20 protein-coding genes and 1 other RNA gene are annotated in these 24,375 nt (G+C 58.4%); 13 read left to right on the plus strand and 8 right to left on the minus strand.

The features are described 5' to 3' along the window. Positions 1 to 6: 6 nt before the first annotated feature. The 3 genes from PL640_RS12255 to PL640_RS12265 form a co-directional block, all read right to left on the minus strand. Positions 7 to 534, minus strand: a complete 528-nt coding sequence (locus tag PL640_RS12255; RefSeq protein WP_271362135.1) for a dihydrofolate reductase — start codon at positions 532 to 534, stop codon at positions 7 to 9. Beyond that, positions 531 to 1,325, minus strand: a complete 795-nt coding sequence (locus PL640_RS12260; protein ID WP_271362136.1) for a thymidylate synthase — start codon at positions 1,323 to 1,325, stop codon at positions 531 to 533. Before PL640_RS12260 ends, PL640_RS12255 begins: the two co-directional genes overlap by 4 nt. 92 nt (positions 1,326 to 1,417) lie before the next feature. Then, positions 1,418 to 1,726 (minus strand): DUF2853 family protein, encoded by a 309-nt coding sequence (locus PL640_RS12265; RefSeq protein WP_035242256.1) that lies wholly within the window; start codon positions 1,724 to 1,726, stop codon positions 1,418 to 1,420. 142 nt (positions 1,727 to 1,868) lie between these two features. Between PL640_RS12265 and ssrA the strand changes: the two genes are divergently transcribed. The 5 genes from ssrA (at position 1,869) to PL640_RS12290 (ending at position 4,089) form a co-directional block, all read left to right on the plus strand. Further along, positions 1,869 to 2,242: a transfer-messenger RNA gene (ssrA, locus tag PL640_RS12270) on the plus strand. A 229-nt stretch (positions 2,243 to 2,471) separates the two neighbouring features. After that, the gene (locus PL640_RS12275) at positions 2,472 to 2,984 is read left to right on the plus strand and encodes an SspB family protein (protein WP_046798099.1); all 513 of its coding nucleotides are present in this window, start codon (positions 2,472 to 2,474) and stop codon (positions 2,982 to 2,984) included. Between the two features lie 42 nt (positions 2,985 to 3,026). Then, on the plus strand, positions 3,027 to 3,230 hold the full coding sequence (locus PL640_RS12280) for a DUF4169 family protein (RefSeq protein ID WP_269703085.1): 204 nt from the start codon (positions 3,027 to 3,029) through the stop codon (positions 3,228 to 3,230). Between the two features lie 106 nt (positions 3,231 to 3,336). Further along, positions 3,337 to 3,546 (plus strand): ribbon-helix-helix domain-containing protein, encoded by a 210-nt coding sequence (locus PL640_RS12285; RefSeq protein WP_271362137.1) that lies wholly within the window; start codon positions 3,337 to 3,339, stop codon positions 3,544 to 3,546. 213 nt (positions 3,547 to 3,759) lie between these two features. Beyond that, complete coding sequence (locus tag PL640_RS12290) at positions 3,760 to 4,089, plus strand: hypothetical protein (RefSeq protein ID WP_271362138.1); 330 nt, start codon at positions 3,760 to 3,762, stop codon at positions 4,087 to 4,089. Positions 4,090 to 4,334: 245 nt separating this feature from the next. Here PL640_RS12290 and PL640_RS12295 read toward each other — a convergent pair whose 3' ends face one another. After that, positions 4,335 to 8,036: an AsmA family protein gene (locus tag PL640_RS12295; protein ID WP_271362139.1), complete on the minus strand. Its 3,702-nt coding sequence runs from the start codon at positions 8,034 to 8,036 to the stop codon at positions 4,335 to 4,337. Positions 8,037 to 8,127: 91 nt separating this feature from the next. Then, entirely contained in the window at positions 8,128 to 9,540 is a 1,413-nt protein-coding gene (locus tag PL640_RS12300) for an FAD-binding oxidoreductase (protein ID WP_271362140.1), read from the minus strand. A 294-nt stretch (positions 9,541 to 9,834) separates the two neighbouring features. Between PL640_RS12300 and PL640_RS12305 the strand changes: the two genes are divergently transcribed. The 3 genes from PL640_RS12305 to PL640_RS12315 all read left to right on the plus strand — a co-directional run bounded on the left by PL640_RS12305 (position 9,835) and on the right by PL640_RS12315 (position 13,371). Then, entirely contained in the window at positions 9,835 to 10,737 is a 903-nt protein-coding gene (locus tag PL640_RS12305; protein ID WP_271362141.1) for a hypothetical protein, read from the plus strand. 310 nt (positions 10,738 to 11,047) lie between these two features. Then, the gene (locus tag PL640_RS12310; RefSeq protein WP_271362142.1) at positions 11,048 to 11,953 is read left to right on the plus strand and encodes a hypothetical protein; all 906 of its coding nucleotides are present in this window, start codon (positions 11,048 to 11,050) and stop codon (positions 11,951 to 11,953) included. Positions 11,954 to 12,171: 218 nt separating this feature from the next. Beyond that, positions 12,172 to 13,371, plus strand: a complete 1,200-nt coding sequence (locus PL640_RS12315) for a calcium-binding protein (RefSeq protein WP_271362143.1) — start codon at positions 12,172 to 12,174, stop codon at positions 13,369 to 13,371. Positions 13,372 to 13,433: 62 nt separating this feature from the next. Here the strand turns inward: PL640_RS12315 and PL640_RS12320 are convergent, their stop codons facing one another. Both PL640_RS12320 and PL640_RS12325 read right to left on the minus strand, forming a co-directional pair. Continuing rightward, entirely contained in the window at positions 13,434 to 16,583 is a 3,150-nt protein-coding gene (locus PL640_RS12320) for an efflux RND transporter permease subunit (RefSeq protein ID WP_271362144.1), read from the minus strand. Next, on the minus strand, positions 16,580 to 17,746 hold the full coding sequence (locus PL640_RS12325) for an efflux RND transporter periplasmic adaptor subunit (RefSeq protein WP_271362145.1): 1,167 nt from the start codon (positions 17,744 to 17,746) through the stop codon (positions 16,580 to 16,582). The genes PL640_RS12320 and PL640_RS12325 overlap by 4 nt, the downstream gene beginning before the upstream one ends. A gap of 226 nt (positions 17,747 to 17,972) precedes the next feature. On the opposite strand from PL640_RS12325, the gene PL640_RS12330 reads away from it, so the two are divergent. The 5 genes from PL640_RS12330 (at position 17,973) to PL640_RS12350 (ending at position 23,068) form a co-directional block, all read left to right on the plus strand. Then, the gene (locus PL640_RS12330) at positions 17,973 to 18,383 is read left to right on the plus strand and encodes a carboxymuconolactone decarboxylase family protein (RefSeq protein ID WP_271362146.1); all 411 of its coding nucleotides are present in this window, start codon (positions 17,973 to 17,975) and stop codon (positions 18,381 to 18,383) included. 102 nt (positions 18,384 to 18,485) lie between these two features. After that, positions 18,486 to 20,960, plus strand: coding sequence for an ATP-dependent helicase (locus PL640_RS12335; RefSeq protein ID WP_142840247.1), 2,475 nt, complete (start codon positions 18,486 to 18,488; stop codon positions 20,958 to 20,960). A 105-nt stretch (positions 20,961 to 21,065) separates the two neighbouring features. Beyond that, entirely contained in the window at positions 21,066 to 21,878 is an 813-nt protein-coding gene (locus PL640_RS12340) for a glycosyltransferase family 25 protein (RefSeq protein ID WP_271362147.1), read from the plus strand. 285 nt (positions 21,879 to 22,163) lie between these two features. Beyond that, positions 22,164 to 22,646 (plus strand): DMT family transporter, encoded by a 483-nt coding sequence (locus PL640_RS12345; RefSeq protein ID WP_142840249.1) that lies wholly within the window; start codon positions 22,164 to 22,166, stop codon positions 22,644 to 22,646. After that, complete coding sequence (locus tag PL640_RS12350) at positions 22,643 to 23,068, plus strand: DMT family transporter (protein ID WP_271362148.1); 426 nt, start codon at positions 22,643 to 22,645, stop codon at positions 23,066 to 23,068. Before PL640_RS12345 ends, PL640_RS12350 begins: the two co-directional genes overlap by 4 nt. Before the next feature lie 16 nt (positions 23,069 to 23,084). On the opposite strand, the gene PL640_RS12355 is transcribed toward PL640_RS12350, so the two are convergent. Next, positions 23,085 to 24,353 carry a DUF2778 domain-containing protein gene (locus tag PL640_RS12355; protein WP_271362149.1) on the minus strand — a complete coding sequence of 423 codons (1,269 nt, stop codon included), beginning with the start codon at positions 24,351 to 24,353 and terminating at the stop codon, positions 23,085 to 23,087. Between the last annotated feature and the right edge of the window lie 22 nt (positions 24,354 to 24,375).

Raw genomic sequence — 24,375 nt, forward strand, 5'->3', positions numbered from 1 at the left:
AATAGTTCACTTTGACGCGGCTCTTCGCAAATAAGTGGTGAACAGAACCGGATAATTGTCCCTTTCCCCTGCGGGAACGGCATTCTCGTCGGTTTTTTCGAAGACCTCAGGATCGATATCCGGAAAAAAAGTGTCGCCATCGAGCTTTACCGCCACATGGGTGACGGAAAGTTGATCGGCAAATGGCATGGCCTGACGATAAATCTCGCCGCCGCCGGCCACGAAAACCTCATCGACACCCAGTTCCGCAGCCTTGTCTTTGGCAAGCTTCAAAGCCTCTTCCAGCGACGAGACCACATCCACGCCCGCAGGCCTGTAATCGGCATTGCGGCTGACGATGATATGCGGCCGGCCCGGCAAGGGGCGCTCACCGACAGACAGAAACGTCTTGCGGCCCATGATGAGCGGCTTGCCCATCGTCATCGCCTTGAAGCGCTTGAGATCAGTGGAAAGCTTCCACGGCATATCGAGGTCACGGCCGATGACACCGTTTTCCGAGACGGCAACGATGATGGTGACGCGTGGCTCGCTCATACTGCGATCGGTGCCTTGATGCTTGAATCGGCCTCGTAATTCTCCAGCGTAAAGTCTTCGAACTTAAAGCCGAAAAGGTCCTTCACCTCAGGGTTGAGGCGCATTGTCGGCAGGGCTTTCGGGGTGCGGGTCATCTGCAGCCGCGCCTGTTCGAAATGATTGGCATAGATATGTGCGTCGCCAAGCGTATGGACAAAATCGCCCGGTTTCAGGCCCGTCACCTGCGCCACCATCAGCGTCAGCAGCGCGTAAGAGGCGATGTTGAAGGGCACGCCAAGGAAAATATCAGCCGAGCGCTGATAAAGCTGGCAGGACAATTTGCCATCCGAAACATAGAACTGGAACAGGCAATGGCAGGGCGGCAGCGCCATTTCGTCCACCAGCGCCGGGTTCCAGGCCGAAACGATGTGGCGGCGGGAATTGGGGTTGGTTTTCAGCGCCTCGATCAAAAGAGCGATCTGGTCGATATGACGACCATCCGGTGCCGGCCACGAGCGCCACTGCGCGCCATAGACCGGGCCGAGATCACCGTTTTCATCGGCCCACTCATCCCAGATGGAAACGCCGTTTTCCTTGAGATAGGCGATATTGGTGTCGCCCTTCAGGAACCACAGAAGTTCATGGATGATCGAGCGCAGATGCAGCTTCTTGGTGGTGAGAACCGGAAAGCCCTGCGAAAGGTCGAAACGCATCTGGTAACCGAAGACCGAGCGCGTACCGGTGCCGGTGCGGTCTCCGCGGTCGGAGCCGGTATCCATCACATGCCGGAGAAGATCGAGATATTGTTTCATGCGTTCTGCCGCCGATTCCCTGATATCAGGAGAATATAATAGCACAGGGCGGCAGAACCAATCACCTAATGCGGGCTTATCCCCGGCTCAAATCAAAGCGACTGGAGTTTGCCCAGTTCCTTGGCCACCAGATAATAGAAGGTCACGCGCGACTTGGAGCGGTCCGCAGCCATGGCTTTCGCAGTGGCGTCGATCGCCTTGTCGGCACTGTCGTCGGTCACGCCGAGCTTCTTGCCGCACCAGCTTGCCTTGACACGCGCAAGTTCTTCCGGATCGGAAGCAGACACCAGCGATGAATCCCGGTTGCGCAACGCAATGCCGAGATGCTTGACGATTTTGCCAACGATGGCTTCGTCGGCTGCCGCATCGTATTTCTTCACATCTGCGAGATAGTCGGTCATATCAACTCCTTCGTGTGTCCCCGGCGCCACGTTGCTTCTGGTGACCGGTTGCATGGAGAATGTGACAGCAATCTCTCGTCGTCAAGAATTGTCTAAATCGTCAACGTCAAACACGAAACCTTTTCATGGAATTGTCATAGCCCCCCTTTTCTCCGCCGGGCGAAACGCCTATATGAGCTTTGCCGGGGCAACCCGGCTATGGCGATAAACGGTCGGTGTAATAAACCTATTGGACCCGGGGGCGGTACCCGGCGCCTCCACCAAAAACCGGCGGACTTCTTTTAAGGGAAGGCCGGCTTTTGATGGGGGCGAAATAGGATCGACAAGGGCGTAAAGATCGAACTTTTGCTCGGCATGATACCGCCGTTATCGGGTCACAAGTGTAGTTGCAAACGACAACAACGCTAAGGAATATGCTCTCGCTGCCTAATGGCGGTGCGGGAATTCCGCTCTAAGTCCTTACGGTTAGCCCCGTAAGGCGGGGTTCGGAGGTACCTGGCAACAGAAACCTCCACCTTCTCCATTTTGCCTGAATTGGTTATATGATAGCTGACTTGCGAACGGCATCGGCTTTTCCGTTGCTGCCGTTCGGGACATTGCGTATACTTGGGCAACGCGCAGCCGTCTGGATCGAGTTCGATCTCCGGTTCAGGATTGCGCAAAGATTCAAAGTGTTACAGCGTCCTTGGCGCGCAAGGCGCGCAGCGCATTAAAAGACGTTCGAATAAGGGAAAGACAGGACCGCATGGGGCAGGATCATATCCGTTACGACATTCTCGCACAGGATGCCCTTCGCGGCGTTATTCGTAAGGTTTTGGGTGAAGTGGCCGCCACCGGCCGCCTGCCCGGCGACCATCATTTCTTCATCACATTCCTGACCGGCGCGCCGGGCGTGCGGATTTCCCAGCACCTCAAGTCGAAATATGCCGAGCAGATGACCATCGTTATCCAGCACCAGTTCTGGGATATGAAGGTAACGGAAACCGGCTTCGAAATCGGCCTGTCCTTCTCCGATACGCCGGAAAAGTTGGTTATCCCTTACAACGCCATTCGCGGTTTCTACGATCCTTCCGTCAATTTCGAGCTTGAGTTCGACGTGCCTCTGGCCGATGAAGAAGAGATGGAAGAGGCCGAAATCACCGCCTATCCCGTTTCCAACGAGGCAAAGCCCGCTTCCACCTCCGAGGCCCCCAAGGCCGGCGAGGAAAAGAAGGAAGGCTCCGTCGTTTCGCTGGATGCCTTCCGCAAGAAGCAGTAAGGCCGTTCTTCCACCACCCGAAACCCAAGGAGACATATCCGCATGGCCGCCGATATCGTCAATCTGCGTCAGTTTCGGAAGCAGAAAGCCCGCAGCGAAAAGGAAAAACAGGCGGAACAGAACCGCCTGTCCTTCGGTCGCAGCAAGACCGAAAAAAACCTGACATCGGCCCTTAATGAGAAAGCTGAAAAGGCGCTCGATCAGGGACGACTCGAAAAGGATGATGGCGGGACCGACAGGGACTGACGATCGGACGTGCCGCAGCCAACTCCCCCGCAAAATCGGAAACCAGTCGCGAAACAGAGGCTTGCCGGCGAAACATGATTCAGATTTCCAGCCGGAGGCCGATCTGATGATCCGCAAGCACTCAGCCACATTACACGGCCACCGCACCAGCATTTCACTTGAAGATGCCTTCTGGGAAGAACTGAAGACGATTGCCGAAAGGCGCAAGATCAGCTTCGCCGCCCTGCTCGCGGAAATAGATGACAACCGGCCCCCCGACAGCAATCTGTCCTCGTCTTTGCGCGTTTATGTGCTGAACTGGCTGAAGACCCGATAATCTTTCCCTCAAGCCCACGACATGGTCACCGGCCCTGATCTTCCAGCCCACAGACTACAAACATTCCGGCCAGAAAACTCGTAACGTCGCGAAAGCATTCATTAAACATTCGCGGCCTAATCTGCGCTGCAAGGCATTCCCGTATTGCGTAGCCTTGTTTTCAGTCTTTGTTTCATAGTTTTTCCAATCCCCACATCCGCCACGAGGCGACCCATGGTTTCTGCCATTTCGGGAACAAGCGCCGCTGTTTCCGTCCTTTCCTCTTCATCCACCTCTTCTTCAAGCGTTTCCGAGCTGAAATCGCAGATTGCCGAAAAGCAGTCGGAGTTGGCCCAGACGACCGAAGCGAAAGCCCAGGAAGAACTGAAGAGCGCCATCGCCTCGCTCAAGGCTCAGCTTGAAGCTCTCGAAAACAGCGCCGAGAAATCGGCAGCGTCGGGCAGCAGCGAGGATAAATCCAGCCTCTCGGGAGAGAGCAGCAGGATTGGCACGAAAAACTTCGATGCCGACACGCCTTTCGGCGAACGCGAGAGCTGGATTTAACCGGCTGCCCGGCAACTCTGGAAACGCCGCCAAAAAACACAGCTATCCAGACCACCGCACCAACAATTGTTCTGAGGCAATGCCATGAGCCGTTGCCAGACACCCCTCCTCTGACTTGACCCGAGGGTGCGCGACCGGGTGCGACGATGGCCATGGATGCCCGGGAAGGGAATGGCCCCGTTTTTGGGTACCAGCCTAGACATCCTGCAAATCTGAAGGCGATCCACCCTCAGATTTCAAACAAGCTATGGATTGACCGGAGCATTTTCCGGCGCCAGGTCCCGGATTGCATTTTCCGTCGGCGGCACGACCAGAATCGGCGCCGATTGCCGCTCCGGCACGGGTTGCTGCTGCTGCTGTTGCTGCAACCGCTCCTGCTGTTCTTTCTCCTGGCGAAGACGCTCCTCGGCCGCAGCCTTCAGCCGGGCCTCCTCTTCCGCCTTTGCTTTGGCTTCCGCCTCCACCCGTTCCTTTTCAGCCTGCCGCTCGGCCGCCTGGGAGCGGTAAAGCGTCACCTCGCGGCGCAGCCGCTGCTTTTCAAGAACGCTGGCCTGCATGGCCTCCACCCGACGGCGCTCCTTTTCGAAAGCCCTGAGCGACAGGTAATTGCTGAGCGTCGAAACATCGATCGTCAAAGCCGGCGCCGCCAGCGGACCATTATAGTTGAGGCGCAGAGACGGTTCGGCTCCAGCAACCGCTTCGGTGCCGGGATTGAAGAGAAGATCGAGATCGCCATTCACGGTCGATGCGGCAATATCCACCGTCGCATCGCCGGCAAGCGTCACAGGATCGATCCCGGCGCGCAGGTTCTGGAAATGCAGCGCACCGCCATTCAGCGAGAACGGCAGGGCCACATCACCGAGCCCGATTTCGCCCTGCCACAGGTTCTGGTCCACCAGCGGCCGAACTTTGGGCGCATCGATCGGCTGCTGCAAACCATCCGCCGCCTGCAGGATCGGCGGCAGGGCGCCGGGGTTCAGCCCCTTCAGCACCAACCCGCCAGCGCGGATTTCACCTGAACCACCCGCCGATTTCAGAATTTCACCGACACTCTTGCCCGTCGATTCGGCCGTCAGGTCGATGGCAACCCGGCCGGTCGCCACCGGGCCATTGGCGTTCGCCCACAGGATAGGCTCCGGATTGGCGTCGGTCACCGCGATCTTGGTGCGGAAAATCCCCGCCCCTTCACCCGTGGACATGGCAAGCCGGCCCGTCAGTTTGCCGCCCATGAAGCCGCCCGTGACATCATCGAGCGAAAGACTGCCCGAATCATGCGTGACCTTGGCCGCCAGACCCGTGATCGTGCCAAACGGACCCGCTTCGAAATTCTCCGCTTTCAGCGACACCGAGGCCTTGAGCTGGGGGAACGCGGCCATGGCCAGCGGCTTGGCGTTGAGCGCACCACTTTCCGGATCGATCACCGGCCCGTAGATCGCATCGCCCAGCCAGGCAAGATCGGCGGTCCTGACCGACAGATCACCGCTGACAGGATAAGGCGCGGCGCGCTGAACCGCGAGATTGCCGGAGAACGGATTGCCGCCCACTTGCCCGCCCACGGAGGAAAAAGCGATCTTCTGTGCATCGACCGCCACTTTCGCATTGGCTTTCACAGCCATGCCGCCGCCGAGTTGCGGTAAACCCACCGCGTTCATGATGAGATATGGTTCGATATCAGCACTTTCGAGCGCCACATCCGCGCTGCCCTCACCGAAATTGGCGGCAGCAACGGCAAAGGAGCCGCTCATCGAAAAATGCGTACGCTCCGTCGAGAAGCGGATATCGGTCTGGGCCGGCGAGCCAAGCGTGCCATTGAGCTTGACGGAAAGAAGCCCCTCGCCATCCGCATCGAACGGCAGCGGATCAAGCCCCGCCTGCCCGAACAGGATCGCCGTCGACTGGTTTTTCAACACCGCTTCCAGCGACATCGCCGTATCATCGGTGATCGACAGGAAATCCGGCATCTTGGCAACGGCCGACAGGCGGCTGCCATTGACGGTACCCGACACGGCCACATTGGCCCCGCCATTTTCACTATTCACTGAAACATCGACGGCAAGATCGGAATTGGCGTACCACGGCGCGCTGGCGGCCAGACGGCTGAGGAAGGGGTGGTTGGGCAATTTCTGCTGCAGCATGGTGAAGAACGGCTGCATATCCGGAGCATGCAGGTTTACCGTGCCCTTGCCCGCATATTTCAGCAACGAACCCTGCAGCTGCCCCGTGGCCTTGACCTCAGCGCCGGCAATATCGCCAGCCGTCATCTTTTCGAGCGTCAGAACACCGCCGGCCATGGTGAAGGCGGTTTCGACATGATTTGCGGTCACGCCGGCCATGTTGAACCGGTCGGCCTTAAACTTGGCGTCAATGCGATGATCGAGAACCGAGCTTCCAACCTGATCGCCCAGCGCCAGACTGCCGAGCGCCTTCAGCGCATCAAGATCGATTTCATTGCCGGCCAGATCAATGGAAAGATTGGACGTCTTGCCATCGGAGCGCCGCTCCAGCTCACCCTTCAGCGAAGCGTCGCCAATGGCAAGCTCGAGATTGTTGAAACGCTGGTTGAGTGTCGTCAGAGAGACATCGGCGGAAAAACCGGCCGCATTCAGCTGCCGGATTGCCGGATCGACCGAGCCGGAGAGCCAGTTGGCAAGCCCCGAAGGCTGGTTTGAGGCGAGAAGCAGATTGCCGTTGAACGCCGGGCCGCCAAGCAATGTCAGCGATCCCTTGGCTTCCAGCTGCGTCCTGCCGGGCAGTGTCGCAACCGCATTCACCACCTGCCAGCCGCTGCCTTCCGGGCGCACATCCAGCCTGATGTCACGGATGGTCGTATCGTCGGAAACCAGCGCCGGAAGGCTGATGCTGGCCTTGCCCGGCACCTGCGGCACTGGAATACGCGCCACCATGGCCGCAAAGGCCTCGATGCGCTGGCGCACGGAGACGGTGGGCTGGCGCGAGGTCTTGCCCGTCTGCACGACGGGTGGCGCAAAGCGCGCGACATCGATCTGCTGACCATCCGCCGTCAGCAGGAATTCCGGTTTCGCACCGGTATCCAGCGTCGCCTCGCCGGTCACGACATAGGGGTTTTCGCTGCCACCAAGCTCCATGCGGTAGCTCGATATGCGCACGCTTTCATTGGTCAGTTCGAAACTGCCGCGTGTACGCGGCGAAGAAAACAGAGATTGTCCCGCCTGTTTCTGCTTTTCGTCTTCCCGGAAGCTGAAAGCGAAAGAGCCGCTATAGGCAGGTTTGCCCGCCGTTGCGGCAATCGCGCCATCAAGATCGACCTCGACCGGATGTTCATCCGGCACCACCCGCACCCTGAGCCCCATGCGGCCAGCGGCATAATCGGGCTCGCTGCTGGAGAGCGAGAACGAACCCGGATGCCCGTCAACGGCAGCACGCCCTTCCGCCTTCCACGGCCCGGCCAGCGAATTGGCGGACATGTCGGCGTTAAGGCCGGTCACGACGCGGTTGCGGCCGGATTGCTCATCGATGAATTCGATTTGCCCGCCTTCGATCTGTACGCTTTCCAGAACCACGGTGCGGGCGGGAATTTCCGCCCGGCTGCCACGCATCCAGTCCAGCGTGCCGTCCTTCAACAGCCTGATCTTGGCTTTTGGCTCCTCGATGCGCATGTCGAAGATACGCGCCTCGCCGGAAAGGAAAGGGGCAAGCTCGGCATCCATGGAGAAACGGGCGACCTGGATGAGCGGCGATCCATCCGCATCCGTTCCGGCGCGCACATCATGCAGGGTTACCGAAGGGAAAGGCAGGATACGGGCCTCCACCCGGCCGTGCACCACCACCTTCTTGCCCAGAATGCGGCTTGCCTGGTCTTCAAAGTCGCGGCGGAAATCCGTCCAGTCGACGAAATAGGGAATGAGCAGCGCCGAAAACAGCACCAAGGCCAGCAGTCCGCCCAGAAAAACCAGAATACGCCCGAGCACTGACCTGCATCTCCCTTCGCGAACGCTGCAAACCTATTCTTTTCTGCCTTAACGGCAAGCAGCCTTTTGTACCAATCAATTGTGAGAATGATCAGACAAGCCGGAACAGCTTGCCCGGATTGAAAATATTATCCGGATCGAGCGACGTTTTGATGGCACGCATCACATCCAGTGCATTCCCAGCCTCTTCGGCCAGAAAACTCATCTTGCCCTGGCCGATGCCGTGCTCGCCGGTGCAGGTGCCGTCCATGGCAATCGCCCGGCGGTTGAGGCGGGCGACGAAAGCTTCGGTTTTCGCGACACTTTCGGCATCCTTGCCATCGAACAGAATAAGGACATGAAAGTTCCCGTCGCCCGCATGGCCGACGATTGGCGCCAGAAAGCCGTTTTCAGCAATATCCCGCTGCGTTTCCACTACGCAATCCGCCAGCCTTGAAATCGGCACGCAGACATCCGTGGAAAGCCCGTCGAGGTCAGGCGCAAGCGCCCGCGATGCCCAATAGGCGTCATGCCGCGCCTTCCACAGCTTGTTGCGCTCGGCAGCATCGCCCGTCCAGCGGAAATCGACGCTGCCGCATTCGGCCGCGATCTCGGCAAATTGCTGCGATTGCAGCGCCGCCGTTTCTTCCGTGCCGTGAAACTCCACGAACAGCGTCGGCTTTTCCGCGTAGTTCAGGCCGGAATAGGCGTTGCAGGCGCGCACCTGCACCTCATCAAGCAGTTCGATGCGGGCAACCGGAACGCCCATCTGGATCGTCATGATGACGGCATCACAGGCCGCCTTGATGCTATCGAAGGTGCAGACCCCGCCGGCGATCTTTTCCGGTATGCCCTGCAGTCGCAGCGTGACCGAGGTGATGACGCCGAGCGTCCCCTCCGCCCCCACGAAAAGCCGTGTCAGATCGTAACCCGCAGACGATTTGCGGGCGCGGCGGGCCGTGCGGATTTCCTCACCATTGGCGACGACGGCGGTGACGGCCAGCACATTGTCCTTCATCGTGCCGTAGCGCACGGCATTGGTGCCTGACGCCCGCGTCGAGGCCATGCCGCCGATCGAGGCATTGGCGCCCGGATCGATCGGGAAAAACAGGCCGGTATCGCGCAGGTAGACATTCAGGTCCTCGCGCGTCACGCCCGGCTCCACCGTCACGTCAAGATCTTCGGCATTCACCTCAATGATGCGATTCATCCGGCTGAAATCGATGCAGATTCCACCATTGGGCGCATTTACCTGTCCTTCGAGCGAAGACCCCGTTCCGAACGGAATGACCGGCACCTTGTACTGCGCACAAGCCTTCACCACGGCCTTCACATCATCAGCGTTTTCGGCAAAGACAACACCGTCAGGCGCCTGCAGGGTCAGATAGGTGGTGGTGTGGCCGTGCTGTTCGCGAAACGCCTGCCCGGTCTGGAGCTTCTCACCAAGCTGCTGCTTCAGCACCGCGAGCACTGAGGCAATGCCCTCCTCGTTCCGCTTTCCCGCCACCACATCTTTCAGCGCCATCGTCTGTCTCCACCGCAACATCCGCCCGTAACGGAGCAGATCCGTTACGAAATTCCGTCAGGTGGTATGGGATAAGGTTAACGCTTTGTCCAGCCGATCAGCCGCCCGAACGGCAAGAACGAACTGCTACCGCCGCGGCTTCGTTGCTCGGCGTATTGCCAGCCCCGAGCAAGCTCCGCCCCATATACACCTTATACGTGAATTTATTCATCGATACTCATAAATGCATATGAATTACAACCGGAATGCGGATCCTGGAAAAGCATGCCCGCGTTCAAACATCAGGGTTTCAAGATGACTACAATTACAAGTCAGCCCTTCACCGCATCGAATTCTTTTCGGCCGCTGACCGAAAACATTTCCCCCGGAGACCAGGCAAGCTCCCCCTCACACGCCATGAAAGGCGTCGATCCTCTGACCGTGCTGCTTGCGTCCGACCCGGACAATGAAACCGGCGACCTCACCTACGACAGGACAGGCAGGATCGACACCATGTCGACGAAAATCATCGCTGACGCTGATAACGTGAAAAGCAACTTAGGCGCCGAGGGGGAACATGACTGGGCAGCAGAACTCATCCGGACCACCAGCCTCGACCTTTCCCCAGCCTCCAGCAGAATGAATTTGTGGGGAGAAAGGTTGCGCTTTGACAAGGCTATGCACGCCCCGGGCGTGCGGCCTGAGGATATTGTCCGCAATTTCGTTCCAGAGGGCATGACAAAGGAGAGTGTTTATGAGCTGACGCCAGAGGCATATCAAACCGCGCTAAGTAACGCGAGCCACAATGCTTCAGAGCGCGAACAGAGGGAAAGTTGGGCGTTACACGGCATCGATTTTGATGCCTATTGGTCCGGTTTTGACAGCCCGGCATATGCCGCCATGGGCGTTCCCGGAAGCATAGAGACACTTCAGAATGCAATCGATTTCTATAACAGCACGCACAAAGCTAAAACCCAACAAGTGGATCCGGAAACCTTGACGGAGAAACAGCGGGCAACACTTAAAATGCTCGAGGAAAGCAATAATTACTGGAAAAAACGCGCCAAGGATCAACTCGATCAGACGATTTCCAGCCTGTTCAGGAGCTACGACAGAACAGGAAATCTGATTGAAACGGATGCCGCTGGCCGCGTGAGCGTCGGAAGCTTCGAACTATCGTACAAAGGTGTTCAGATTTATCGTCCGAACAATAATTGAATAGTCTCCGAACGAGCGAAGCGCTCCACCGCAACATCCGCCCCGTAACGGAGCAGATCCGTTACGAAATTCCGTCAGGTGGTATGGGATAAGGTTAACGCTTTGTCCAGCCGATTAGCCGCCCGAACGGCAAGAACCAATGGCTACTGCCAATGCTCCGGAACTCGGCGACTGCCAGCCCCGAGCAAGCCTGGCCCCATATACATCTTATGCGTGAATTTATTCGTCGATACTCATAAAAGCATATGGATTACAACCTGAATGGGCGTCCCGGAAAGGCGTGTCCCCATTCAAACATCAGGGTGCCAATATGACTACAATTACAAGTCAGCCCTTCGCGGAATCGAATTCTCTTCAGCCGCCGATCAAAAGCATTTCCCCCGGAGACCAGGCAAGCCCTCCCTCACACTCCATAAAAGGTGTCGATCCTCTGACCGCACTGCTTGCCTCTTATCCGGACAACGGAACGGGCGACCTCACATATGACATAACGGGCAAGACAGCAGCCATGCCGGAGAAAGATGCCGCAGATATCCAAAAATCAAACGACGGAGCAAACCGAGAAGCGGAAACACATTGGATGGACGAAATCATCCGAACTACCAGCCTCGACCTTTCCCCTGCCTCCAGCAGAAGGGATTTGTGGGGAGAGGAATTGCGTTTCAACAAGGCCATCCACACCCCAGGCATGCGGCCTGAGGACATTGTCCGCAATTTCGTTCCAGAGGGTATGACAAAGGAGAGTGTTTATGAGCTAACGCCGGAGGCATATCAAGCTGAGATAAGTAACGCGTACCACAATGCTTCAGAGCGGGAACAGAGGGAAAGTTGGGCATTACACGGCGTCGATTTCGATGCCTATATGTCTGGCTTGGACAACCCGGCCTATGCCGCTATGGGCGTTCCCGGAAGCATAGAGACACTTCAGAATGCAATCGATTTCTATAACAGCACCCACAAAGCTAAAACCCAACGAGTGGATCCGGAAACCTTGACGGAGAAACAGCGGGCAACGCTTAAAATGCTCGAGGAAAGCAATAATTACTGGAAAAAACGCGCCAAAGACCAACTCGACAAGACAATCTCCAGCCTGTTCAGAAGCTACGAAAGAACAGGGAATCTGATTGAGACGGATACCGCTGGTAGGGTTAGCGTTGGAGCCTTTGAACTATCGTACAAAGGTGTTCAGATTTATCGTCCGAATGGAGGGAATTGACCAGTCTCCGCGACGACCGCCGCCACTAAAGTCCGCTTTCAACACTTCGGCAACTTCCATGTAACGGCAAATGAGTTGGCATTCGCAAGGAGCATACATCTATGCCCGTGCGGCCTTAACTTGTCTTGCAATATTCACAAAAATCCTCTCGACAGAAACAGCCAAATACGCAACCATAAGTATGCATTTTAACTAATTATATATCAGGAGTATATTATATGGCCAGATATACCGGAAGCGACAAAGCTGACGTCTACAGCGGCACTCCTTATGATGATATAATCTACGGAGGGCGAGGATCTGATCAACTCCGTGGTAACGGCGGCGACGACGTCATTTATGCAGGTGGCGGATGGCTGCCCGGATATGACCGTGTATGGGGCGGTGACGGCAACGATACAATTTATCTCGAGCAAAACCCTTTGCCGAACTATGCTTATGGGGAAGCAGGAAATGATACCATTTTCGGTGGTATAGGGTTGGACACAATCGACGGCGGCTCGGGCAAAGATCGCATTGAAGGCGGTGGCGGCGCCGACACCATTTACGGCGATATGGGTGATGACACCATTGTTCTTGGAATAGGTCATATCACCGCCCGCACCACGGTCGATGGTGGGGATGGCGCAGATAAAATTCACCTCAATTACGGCTTTGAAATGTTTATTTCAGGCGGCGCGGGCGATGACACCTTCTATGCGAACCGTGCATCTCTCACGGGCACGGATTTTGACGGCGGCTCCGGAAATGACATTATTGAGGCAAATTTCAACGAAAGCCGCATCGGCATTCGCTCGATCCGTAACATCGAAGAAATCAAAGGCGCTGGCCATACAAATGTCAGCATCGAATTTGATGATCTCGGTGGTACCCTTGACTTTACGAAGGTCAAAATCACCGACATCGCCAAGTTTCGAGGCTCAGATAAGGCCGATACACTATATTTGACCGGGAAGAACTCCGGGGACGCTACCCTTTATGGTACAAATGACCTGATCGATATGGGCGGTGGAAACGACGTCGTTTACAGTGGCTTCGGCAACGACACAGTTGCTGGCGGATTTGGAAACGATAAACTCTTCGGCGGCGACGGCGACGACAACCTTCAAGGTGGGGACGGCAACGACCTTCTTTCCGGCGAATTTGGCAACGATCAACTTGAGGGCGGAAACGGGAGCGACACCTTCATCTTTCGCACCGGCTACGGAAATGATGTGATTGCTGATTTCTCTGTGACTGGTGGGGATGTGATCGAAATCGCAGGATTTAGCGGCATCGATGAGTTCTCTGATCTTGCCACTTTGTTTAACGAAGCAGGCGGATCGACGGTGATCAACTTCACTCCGTCGGATAGCCTGTCTCTGGTCGGGGTTTCCGCTGCGAGCCTTTCCGCTAACGATTTCCTGTTTGTCGCCTGAGACAAACAGGACTTAATGGTTTCTAAAATGGGCAAGTCGTTCTTCGGCTTGCCCATAAGCTTTTATTCCGCAGCAAGCAGCGGCTTGTCTTCTTCCAGCGCCTTGCGGCGGGCGGCAAGTTCCAGTTCGCGGTGGAGGCGGATTTCCTCATCCGCCTGCGGCTTGGCGAAGCGGGCGATCAGCAGATAGGAGACCGGCGTGATGTAAAGCGTCACCAGCGTCGCAAAACCGAGACCGCCGACGATGACCCAGCCGAGCGCGATGCGAGCTTCCGCACCCGCCCCCTGCGCCAGCACCAGCGGCACGCCGCCGAGAATGGTGGCGATCATCGTCATCATGACGGGGCGCAGACGGATGCTGGTGGCCTTTTCGATGGCTTCGCGCACGGTGGCGCCCTGATCGCGCAGGTGATTGGCGAATTCGACGATGAGGATGCCGTTCTTGGCCATGACGCCGACCAGCAGCACGAGACCGATCTGACTATAGACGTTGAGGCTGGACCCGGTGACCAGCAGGGCGATGACTGCGCAGGCAAGGCCGAGCGGCACCGTGGTCATGATGATGACCGAACTCAGAACGCTTTCGAACTGCGCGGCGAGCACGAGGAAGATGATGGCGATGGCGAAACCGAAGGTCAGCAACATGCCGCTCGAATTTTCTTCAAGCGTCGCCGCTTCGCCGAGCGGCAGCAGGCGAGCGCCCGGCGGCAGCACGGATTGCGAAAGCTCATTCACCTTTTGAAGGGCCTCACCAAGCGAAACGCCATCCCTGAGGTTGGCGGTAAAGCCAACGGAGGGAAGCTGCTGCTCGCGGTTCAGCTGCGGCGCGACCGCATTTTCCTTGAGCGTCGCAATAACCGACATCGGCACGATCTTGCCGTCGCCCGTTTTCAGGAAGACGTTTTCTAGATCGGTCGGATCGTTGATCGGCCGGGTCGAAGACAGGAGCCGTACGGGGATCGCATCGCCATCCACGAAGACATCAACGATCGAGCGTCCCTCCAGCAGCGACTGCATGGCACGCGACAGGCCGGTGATATCGATACCGAGATCCGACGCGCGTTCGCGGTCGATGGAGACGGAGATCTGCGCCTGATTGGGCTCATTGTCCAAGCGTGGCGTGTCGAACAGGCCGCTTTCTTCCATGGAAAGCAGCAATTTCTGCGTCGCCGCCGTCAGCGCCGGATAATTGCTGCCGACCATCGCCATCTGCAACCCGCTGCCGGCGCCGCGAATTCTGAGGCTGTTCGGCTGCATAGCATTGCCGCGCAGCGCCGGCACACTGTTGGCAGCGGAGGTGACGTCGGCGGCGATCTGGTTCTGCGTACGCTCACGATCGGCCCAGGGGGCGAGCGTCAGCACCATGAAGCCGGTATTGGACGAACCGTTCATGCCGGTGATGGAGTAGATATTGCGGATTTCGCCACTGTCGCGCAGCGGCTGCAGGTTTTCCTCGATCCGCTGCAGCTGGTCACGGGTATATTCGAGGCTGACGCCCTGCGGCGCTGTCACCCGCATCATGATCGAGGCGCGGTCTTCACGCGGCGTCAGCTCATTCTGGATCATGCCGAAGGCGATCCACGACAGGCCGGAGAAGATCAGCGCCACGACGATGACGATCAGCGGATTGTTGAGGCAGGCGGAAAGCGTTGACTTATAGGTGGAGGCAAAGACATTGCCGAACCAGGCGAGCGGCCCCGTCGGTTCCTTCAGCCCCTCTTTCAGCATGCGCGAGGCGAGCATCGGGCAAAGCGTCAAGGCAACGATCGAGGACAGGCCCACCGCGAAGGCCAGCACGAAGCCGAATTCACGGAACAGGCCACCAAGCTGGCCGGGCAGGAAGGAGAGCGGAATGAACACGGCGGCAAGCGTCGCCGTCGTTGCGATGACCGCGAAGAAGACTTCCTGCGTGCCGAGAACCGCAGCGGCCCGCGGCCCCATGCCTTCCGTGCGGCGGCGCACGATGTTTTCCAGCACGACGATGGCGTCATCGACAACCAGGCCGGTCGCGAGAACGATGGCAAGCAGCGTCAGAATATTGATGGAAAAGCCAACCATATAGATGGCGACAATGGTGCCGATCAGCGCCACCGGCATGGTGATCGCCGGAATGAGAGTGGCGCGCCAGTCGCGCAGGAACAGGTAAAGCACCACGACGACGATAAGCGCGGAAAGGCCGAGTGCCAGTTCAACCTCGTGCAGCGCGCCTTCGATGAAGACGGCGTCATCGCTGGTCACGACGATACGCGTGCCTTCCGGCAGGTTGGCCGACATGGTATCAACAGCGGCCTTCACGCCCGTGGAAATACTGAGCGTGTTCGACTGCGCCTGGCGGATGACACCGAGACCGACACCCTGCACGCCATTGGAGCGCAGCGAGGTGGATTCATCATCCGCCCCGAGCATGACGGTTGCCACGTCCCTGAGACGAATATTGTTCTTGATCAAAAGATTGGAGAAGTCTTCGGGCTTCGTCAGGCTGGCCGTAGCGCGCACGACGATGTCCTGCGTCGTGCTTTTCAGCGACCCCGCCGGCACGTCAAGCGCAGCACTGGCAAGCGCGTTCGAGACATCGGTGACCGTCAGACCACGGCTGGCGAGTGCCGCCTGATTGAGATCGACGCGGAAAACCTTTTCCTGGTCGCCGTAAAGCTCCACATCCGCAACGCCATCAACGGCGGCCAGACGGTCGATGATCTCGTCATCCACCAGCTTGGTCAGGTCTTCCATGCTGAGTGTGGTCGAGGTGACGGCAAGGCGCATGATCGGCTGGCTGTCGGAATCCGCCTTGATGATCTGCGGTTCGTCGGCATCGTCAGGCAGCTGATTGGTGACGCGGCCGATGGCATCGCGCACATCATTGGCGGCGACGGCGAGATCGACATTGTCGCCGAATTCCAGCGTCACGCGGCTGGTGCCGAATTGCGAATTGGACGAGATGGACTTGACGCCACTGACACGGGCGACAGCACCTTCAATGGTCTGCGTCACTTCCTGGTCGATGGTTTCCGGCGCGGCACCTTCATAGGTGGTCCTGACGCTGATCGTCGGCCGGTCGACATCGGGCAATTCGCGCACTTCGACGCCAACCAGCGCGGCAAGGCCGGCGACGACCAGCAGCGTGTTGAGAACCGCCGCCAGAATGGGCCGGCGCACGAACAGGGCAGTAAAGGCGAGCTTGGAATCCTGCCCGGAGGGTGGCTGCGTCGTCATTGGCTGGCAACCTCTTCAGGCTTCGGCTGATTGTTGACGCGGACCGCGCCGCCTTCTCTCACACGCTGCAGACCTTCGATCACGACAGGCTCGCCCTCCGCCAACTCGGCCTTGACCAGAACGGCATCGGGGTTGCGCTGCACGATCTGCACCCGCACCTTGTTCGACTTGTTGTCGATAACGCGCCAGACATAGGAGCCTTCCGCATCCCACTGCACGGCCAGCGGATCGACCGAAGCATAGGTCTCCCCGGCAAAACGCATGGTCACGCCGAAGGACATACCGGCCCTCAGCTCATCCTTCTCATTGCTGAACTTCGCCCGGATGCGGATCGTCCGGCTTGCCTCGTCAACACGGTTGTCGACGGCCTCGATCTCACCCTTGAAGGCCTCGCCGGGGCGGGAAATCGACGTCGCCTCCACCGGCATGCCGACCTTGATCGCGGTTGCGAAGCGCTCCGGAGCCCAGAAATTGACGAGAATTTCAGAACGATCATCGATGCTGACGATGGTCGATTGCGTGGTAACGTTGTCGCCGATATTGGCAGCGACAATACCGGCCACACCTTCAATGGGCGCGACGATGTCGCGGCGCTTGAGATTGAGTTCGGCGGTGCTCAGCGCAAGCTTGGCGGCCTCTTCGGCAATCTGCGCATCCAGCACGTCAAGCCGGGAAACCGATTTCAGGTTCTTGTAGGAATTGGATTTTTCAACCGCGCTGCGCAGCGTGACCTGCGCCTTGTCGCGCTCGATCACCTGCTCCTCATCATCGAGCCGCGCGAGCACCTGCCCCTTCACGACGCGGGCACCGGATGAAGTGCGGATTTCCGAAACGGTGCCGGAGGCCTGCGGCATGACGACGACCGACTGGATCGCCTCACCATTGCCAATGGCGTTCAGCCGGTCATTGACCGTACCTTTCTTGACGGGAGCCATGACCACCAGGGTCGCGTTGCTGTTGCCGCGCGCGCCGCCGGCATTCTGGCCCGCTGGCGTGCCGGAGGCTCCGGCGCCGGATGCGGCAACCTCGATCGCACCGGCCGGCGTTTTGCCAAGCCCGATGGCAGCGAGAACATTGCGGGCATCGGGCGAATAAAAGCCCCAGAGACAGAGCCCCGCTCCCACCACGGCAACACTGACACCCACCTGTTTCCAGACCCGCATGTATTTCTCCGGTTGATCCGCGCAGTAAAATGGAGTTCCAAACCGAACCCTGTTGGAACGTGCAAAGTATTCCCGCTTGCCTTGACGAAGGCAACGCACAAAACCGTTCCTTACGTAATTGTAATTTGTGATGAATTTTCGTCGGGACGCATGGCGCAACCGTTTCTGTCGCAAATCTCCGCCGATCGGTTACTCTAAAAGCCGAAAACCATTTCCGGAGGAAGCCATGAGCACCGTGACGAAAGCCGAAAATCCCGAAGCCGACCCACGCGTCAAAGCGGTGTTCGATGATATCCGCACCACCCGCAAATCGGATTTCATCAATAATATGTGGCTCTACCTCGCCTTTGATCCTGATCTCCTGGAAAAGACCTGGGCCGAGGTCAAGGCCGTGATGGCGACGCCTTCGGCGCTCGATCCCGTGGTCAAGGAAATGCTTTATATCGCCGTTTCCGTCACCAATGGCTGCTCCTATTGCGCCCATTCCCACACGGCCGCCGCAAAAGCCAAGGGCATGACCACTGAACAACATGCCGATCTGTTGCGCATCATCGCGCTTGCAGCCAAGACCAACCAGCTTGCCGTGGCGCTGCAAGTGCCCGTTGACGCGGCTTTCGATGCCGACAGGCGGGCTTGAGACGAAGAAAATGCCTTGGAATAGGCGTTTTGACTGACGATACGGGAATAAAAGCAGAACACGGTTCTGGCCTTTATATCCCGAATCACTACATTGGGCCGCATGAGCAACAGTTTTGACGATATGCCGTTCTTCGATGAAGAACCCGCCGCACCGCGCAGGGCAACGAACAATGCCCCTTCGGAAAACGGCGGCGGGCTTGGCATTGCCGCCCGTGCCATGGCGGCGCGCGACCAGACACGTGCCGCGCCCGATTATCTGTCCGGCCTCAACCCGGAACAGCGCGATGCCGTGGAAACGCTGGACGGACCCGTTCTCGTGCTCGCGGGCGCCGGCACCGGCAAGACGCGCGTTCTGACGACCCGCATCGCCCATATTCTGGCAACCGGCCGTGCCTATCCGAGCCAGATCCTTGCAGTGACCTTCACCAACAAGGCTGCCCGCGAGATGAAGGAACGTATCGGCGTTCTGGTCGGCGGCGCTGTCGAGGGAATGCCGTGGCTCGGCACCTTCCACTCCATCGGCGTCAAGCTCCTGCGCCGCCATGCGGAACTCGTCGGCCTGAAATCGGATTTCACCATTCTCGATACGGACGATGTTGTGCGGCTAATCAAGCAGCTCATCCAGGCCGAAGGTCTTGATGACAAGCGCTGGCCCGCCAAACAATTCGCCGGAATGATCGACGGCTGGAAGAACAAGGGCCTGACACCGCCGGATATTCCGGAAGGCGACAGCCGCGCCTTCGCCAATGGCAAGGGCCGCGAGCTTTACACCGCCTATCAGAACCGGCTGAAGACGCTGAACGCCTGTGACTTCGGTGATCTTCTGATGCACCCGATCAGCATCTTCCGCCGCCACACCGATATTCTGAAGGAGTATCACCAGAAATTCCGTTACATTCTGGTGGACGAATATCAGGACACTAATACGGCGCAATATATGTGGCTGAGGCTTCTCGCACAGCGCGCCAAGGGCGAGCCGCAGAACGTCTGTTGTGTTGGTGACGACGACCAGTCGATCTATGGCTGGCGTGGGGCCGAAGTGGATAATATCCTGCGTTTCGACAAGGATTTTCCCGGCGCCAAGGTCATCAAGCTGGAACGCAACTACCGCTCCACCGAACATATTCTCGGCACGGCCGGCCATCTGATTGCCCATAATGAAGGGCGTCTCGGCAAGACCCTGTTCACCGAACGCAGCAGCCCTGATGACGAAAAGGTCATGGTGCATGCCGCCTGGGATTCCGAGGAGGAAGCCCGCGCCGTCGGCGAGGAGATCGAGCAGCTCCAGCGCAAGAACCACAAGCTGAACGACATGGCCATCCTCGTTCGCGCCTCCTTCCAGATGCGCGAATTCGAAGACCGTTTTGTCACGCTTGGTCTCAATTACCGCGTCATCGGCGGTCCGCGTTTTTATGAGCGCCTCGAAATCCGCGATGCCATGGCCTATTTCCGGCTGGTCTGCCAGCCGGCCGACGATCTCGCCTTCGAGCGCATCGTCAATACACCCAAGCGCGGCCTTGGCGATACGACGATCCGCAACCTGCATGACTATGCCCGCGCCCGCGATATTCCAATGCTGGCGGCAGCGGCCGACATTATCGAAACCGACGAGCTGAAACCGAAAGCGCGCAAGGCGCTGTTCGACGTGGTGCAGGATTTCCGCCGCTGGCAGGGTCTCCTGGAAAACACCGAGCACACCACGCTTGCCGAACAGATCCTCGACGAAAGCGGCTATACCGCCATGTGGCAGGCCGACAAGACGGCGGAAGCACCCGGACGGCTGGAAAACCTGAAGGAGCTCATCCGCTCGATGGAATCCTTCGAAAGCATGCGTGGATTTCTCGAACACGTCGCGCTCGTCATGGATGCGGAACAGAATGCCGAGCTGGATGCCGTATCCATCATGACGCTGCATTCCGCCAAGGGTCTGGAATTCGACACCGTCTTCCTGCCCGGCTGGGAAGAAGGACTGTTCCCGCACCAGCGGGCGCTGGATGAAGGCGGCCGTTCCGGTCTCGAAGAAGAACGCCGTCTGGCTTATGTCGGCATCACCCGCGCCAAGAAACTCTGCCATATCTGGTTCGTATCGAACCGGCGTATCCATGGCTTATGGCAATCCACCCTGCCCTCACGTTTTCTGGAAGAACTGCCGCCCGCCCATGTGGATGTCGCGGCATCCGACAGCAATTACGGCGGTTATGGCGGGCGCGGCGGCTATGGCCAGTCCCGCTTCGACAAGGCGGAACCCTTCGCCAATAATTATTCCACCCCCGGCTGGAAACGGGCGCAGGCCAACAAATCGGATGCCACCCGCGATAACTGGGGCACACGCTCCGGCCATGCGGTCGAGCGGATTGGTTATGGCGAAAGCGGTCCGCGCACCCGCACGATTGATGGCGAGCTGGTGGCCAAATCCGTTGCCGACACACCGTCGAAATTCGTGGTCGGCGACCGCGTCTTCCACCTCAAATTCGGGAATGGCAACATCTCCGCCATCGAGGGCAACAAGCTGACCATCGATTTCGACCGCGCAGGACAAAAGCGCGTGCTGGATGGATTTGTGGAAAAGGTTTGATTCGAACGGTTAAGACAGGTTCAAGACAGCTTTTTCCATAGCCCGCGTCACATCGTTGCAATAAAGAAATTGCTACACGAGAGCGAAAACCGGGCGAGGACCGCTTTGCATATTTTACCGAAAAGCCAGCGCAAGCTTGCCGTTTTCCTGATCAACATGGATAGCGCCACGAAGCGCCTAGAGGATATGACCGCCAGGCTTGACGCGATCGGGCTGCAGGCGGAGCGTATCGCCGGCGTCAATGGCCGCGAACTCAATTATCCGATCCCGGAATTCAGCGAGATTTCCTACATGCTCATGCATGGCCGGCGCACCTCGCCGCCGGAAATCGGCTGTTATCTCAGCCATGTCGCCTGCGCCAATAAATTCATGGCTGGCGATGCCGATATCGCGCTCATCCTTGAAGACGACGTTGTCTTCGACAATGATTTTCTGAATGCAATCGATGAGGCGGTACTGAACGGCGGCGACTGGGATTTGCTACGGCTGACGACGGTCAGCAACGGCCGCAAATTCCCGTTTCGCCCGCTTTCCAATGGCCGTTCGCTGGCCATTGCCCTGACGCGGGAAAAAGGCTCAGGCGCCTATCTCGTCAACCGTCGCGCCGGAAAATGGATATCGAAACTGATCCCCATGCGGCTCGCTTATGATATCGCATTCGATCTGGAATATCTGGCAGGCCTGAAGGGGGCTTTCATCTATCCGCTCTGCGCCACGCAGGATGCGGATGGCGAAAGCCAGATTCAGAACAACCTGCGCATTTATCGCCTGCCGCGCTGGCGTTATTTTACGGTGCTGCCCTATCGCGCCTATCTGGAAACCAGCCGTTTTCTTCTGCGCGGCCTCCGCTTCGCCATAGCCAGGCTGAGCGTTACGCTCGAAGGTGGCAAGGGCAAAACTGCTCCCGCCGGCAATTAAACCAGCTGGATCATGCCTCGCCGGGCGTAAAACCGATGAGATAAACCGCCGCGATCACGGCTGCGAGAATGAAAATCGAAATGACGAAAATCGTCATCCGGTTCAATGGCTTGCGTGTCGTTTTCTTCATGCTGGAATAATGCGCGGCAGGGTCACTGGTTCCGTAGCGCACAGGATAATGCCACCTGAAGCCGCGAAACGGCGCAATTCGATTCCGCTTCAGGCACATATCGGCTAAAGCTCGGATACTTCTTCAGCTTTCCCGGCCCGCCACAACAGACCGCCATGACAGATATGACGCATCCCCGCCTCAACCCGCTGCATCTTGCCGCCGCCTTCGCTAGCGGTTGTCTTTTGACGTTGATGGTGCATTTCAACGGCCAGCTTGCCCATTACGGCAGCGCGCTGTTTTCCTCGTGGACGGCGCATGGCACAGGTACGGTGGCGGCGCTGATCTATCTCGCCATCATGCGCCCGAAGAACGACCCCACGGCACCGGCAAAACCGAAGGCACCGCTCTGGGCCTATTGCGGCGGGGTCGTGGGTGCGGCCATCGTCATCCTCACCTCCACCGCCGTCAATTCACCGCTGGCGCTTTCCGGCACCATCGCGCTGGGCCTTGGCGGACAGGTGATCTTCAGCCTGCTGGCCGATCTTTTCGGCCTTTTCGGCCTGCCGAAACGACGGCCGGATATGCGGGACATGGCAGCGGTGGCGCTGATCCTCTGCGGTAGCGCGCTCATCATTCTGGTTGGGAGAACGGCATGATCGTCTGGATCGCCATGGCCTTTACCGGCGGGATCTTCGTGGCGCTGAGCCGTCAGATCAACGGCCGCCTGAGCCTGTCGAACTCACCGCTTATCGCTTCCTTCTGGAACCATATTGTTGGCTTTGCCGTGCTGACCGTCATCGGCCTCATCGTCGGCGGTCTCATTCCGCCGGGCGCGGCTGATGCCCCCTGGCTCGCCTTTATCGGCGGCCCGATCGGCGTCGTCTTCATCGCCTCGGGAAGCTGGCTCATCCCGCGCATCGGCGCGGTCAATACCGCCCTTCTGGTCATCAGCGGCCAGATGGTGTCAGGCGTTGTGCTCGATCTCTTCGGCGATCATCCGCCGAAAATCTGGGCAAGCGCGCTTGGCATTCTTCTCATCCTCGCCGGCATGGTGCTGACGCAACGGCGCAGCCGTTGATGAAATTCAAATAAACTCAGGAATCGTTGCCGCGTGAGAACATGCTGAGCAGCGTCTTGCCGCCACTTTTCCCGCTGCTGCTGGCAAGCGTCGGGCGGTTGCCGTTCAGTTTCGGCACCACGACCATGCGCTTGACTTCGCCGCGCTTGAAGGCGGCCAGGAAGCGCGAATAATCCCGGAACACGACGCAGCCATTCGATTCACCGCGTTTCGCCAGCATGTAGGTATGGGCAAGAAGCCCATCGCGGCCATGCGGGTTGACGCCGTTTTCCGGTGTCAGGCGAATGGCTTCGACGCCATGAAACCGCGCTTCGCGCATCGTCAAGCGATAGCTGGAGGGCGGCGTAGAGCCACGCATTCTGACGTGAACAAAGTCGGGATTGTCACGCATCTTGCCGATGCCGGAATGCGCTTCCAGCTTCTCGCCATTCGGCATGTGAACCGTCCCGGAGGAAATATCGTAAATCGCCGTGCCATTGCCGCGATCCGGCCACGGAACCGCATCCATCTTGCTCGGCTCGCGCATCGGATTATCAGGCTTTGCAAAGGCAAGCATGGCACCGGTGCTCTGCTTCGGCTGCTGCGGCGCGCGCAGCGGAACCGGCGCATCAAAATCGGGGGCTGACGCAACCGCAGCCTTGGAGAGGGCCGGACGCGGCGACGGCTCCACCGTCTCAGCCGCCGCCACTTCGGGCCGGAAGCTCGGAAGCGGCACATCATCGGGAAGCAGGCTGCTCGCCTCTTCCTCGATCTGCGGGCGTGCCAGCGCGACTTCGAATGCCGGATGTTGCGAGGCAGCGCTTTGATAGGCGACCTCGGTGGTGCGTCCAAGCGCCGAATCGACGATTGCCGAAGGCCTGAGCGCGGCAAGTTCCTTCACCGACGCCTGCCCTTTGGCATTTGCCGCCGCGCCAAAGCGCTCGCGAAATTCCTTCGCGCCGATTTCGGGCATGATGCCGGCAAGGCGAACGGCCTTCTGCGGGCCATGGCTGTGATCGCTCAGACGAGAAAACTTGCGGACGTGAATATCCCGCCCCGTCGTGTGGCTGATCGCCGTCTCGGCGGAATCGAGCCTCGCCACCAGCGTCTTTTCAAATTGCCCGACGCCATGCGAGGCGGCCGCCATGCTATGCAGCGATGCGAAGGCAGCAAAGGCAAAAAGACCGGCAAAGGCACCGCCACCGAGCAGCGCGGACATTCGGCCAAGCGAAAAGGATTTGCCTTTCTTGAGGCAGGACGACCCGGCAACACCGGCGCCATTATAGGCCGCAGCAGAAAACGCCATGATACTCGTTACTCGAACCGTT

Source organism: Agrobacterium sp. ST15.16.024, assembly GCF_027956545.1.
GTDB lineage: Bacteria > Pseudomonadota > Alphaproteobacteria > Rhizobiales > Rhizobiaceae > Agrobacterium > Agrobacterium cucumeris.

What these genes read in the sequence shown, in the direction of transcription:
- PL640_RS12300 (WP_271362140.1), bottom strand. Translation starts at nt 9,540, where the DNA reads ATGGCGCTGAAAGATGTGGTGGCGGGAAAGCGGAACGAGGAGGGCATT.
- PL640_RS12280 (WP_269703085.1), top strand. Translation starts at nt 3,027, where the DNA reads ATGGCCGCCGATATCGTCAATCTGCGTCAGTTTCGGAAGCAGAAAGCC.
- PL640_RS12320 (WP_271362144.1), bottom strand. Translation starts at nt 16,583, where the DNA reads ATGACGACGCAGCCACCCTCCGGGCAGGATTCCAAGCTCGCCTTTACT.
- PL640_RS12345 (WP_142840249.1), top strand. Translation starts at nt 22,164, where the DNA reads ATGACAGATATGACGCATCCCCGCCTCAACCCGCTGCATCTTGCCGCC.
- PL640_RS12260 (WP_271362136.1), bottom strand. Translation starts at nt 1,325, where the DNA reads ATGAAACAATATCTCGATCTTCTCCGGCATGTGATGGATACCGGCTCC.
- PL640_RS12350 (WP_271362148.1), top strand. Translation starts at nt 22,643, where the DNA reads ATGATCGTCTGGATCGCCATGGCCTTTACCGGCGGGATCTTCGTGGCG.
- PL640_RS12290 (WP_271362138.1), top strand. Translation starts at nt 3,760, where the DNA reads ATGGTTTCTGCCATTTCGGGAACAAGCGCCGCTGTTTCCGTCCTTTCC.
- PL640_RS12330 (WP_271362146.1), top strand. Translation starts at nt 17,973, where the DNA reads ATGAGCACCGTGACGAAAGCCGAAAATCCCGAAGCCGACCCACGCGTC.
- PL640_RS12285 (WP_271362137.1), top strand. Translation starts at nt 3,337, where the DNA reads ATGATCCGCAAGCACTCAGCCACATTACACGGCCACCGCACCAGCATT.
- PL640_RS12265 (WP_035242256.1), bottom strand. Translation starts at nt 1,726, where the DNA reads ATGACCGACTATCTCGCAGATGTGAAGAAATACGATGCGGCAGCCGAC.
- PL640_RS12315 (WP_271362143.1), top strand. Translation starts at nt 12,172, where the DNA reads ATGGCCAGATATACCGGAAGCGACAAAGCTGACGTCTACAGCGGCACT.
- PL640_RS12355 (WP_271362149.1), bottom strand. Translation starts at nt 24,353, where the DNA reads ATGGCGTTTTCTGCTGCGGCCTATAATGGCGCCGGTGTTGCCGGGTCG.
- PL640_RS12255 (WP_271362135.1), bottom strand. Translation starts at nt 534, where the DNA reads ATGAGCGAGCCACGCGTCACCATCATCGTTGCCGTCTCGGAAAACGGT.
- PL640_RS12325 (WP_271362145.1), bottom strand. Translation starts at nt 17,746, where the DNA reads ATGCGGGTCTGGAAACAGGTGGGTGTCAGTGTTGCCGTGGTGGGAGCG.
- PL640_RS12335 (WP_142840247.1), top strand. Translation starts at nt 18,486, where the DNA reads ATGAGCAACAGTTTTGACGATATGCCGTTCTTCGATGAAGAACCCGCC.
- PL640_RS12275 (WP_046798099.1), top strand. Translation starts at nt 2,472, where the DNA reads ATGGGGCAGGATCATATCCGTTACGACATTCTCGCACAGGATGCCCTT.
- PL640_RS12305 (WP_271362141.1), top strand. Translation starts at nt 9,835, where the DNA reads ATGACTACAATTACAAGTCAGCCCTTCACCGCATCGAATTCTTTTCGG.
- PL640_RS12310 (WP_271362142.1), top strand. Translation starts at nt 11,048, where the DNA reads ATGACTACAATTACAAGTCAGCCCTTCGCGGAATCGAATTCTCTTCAG.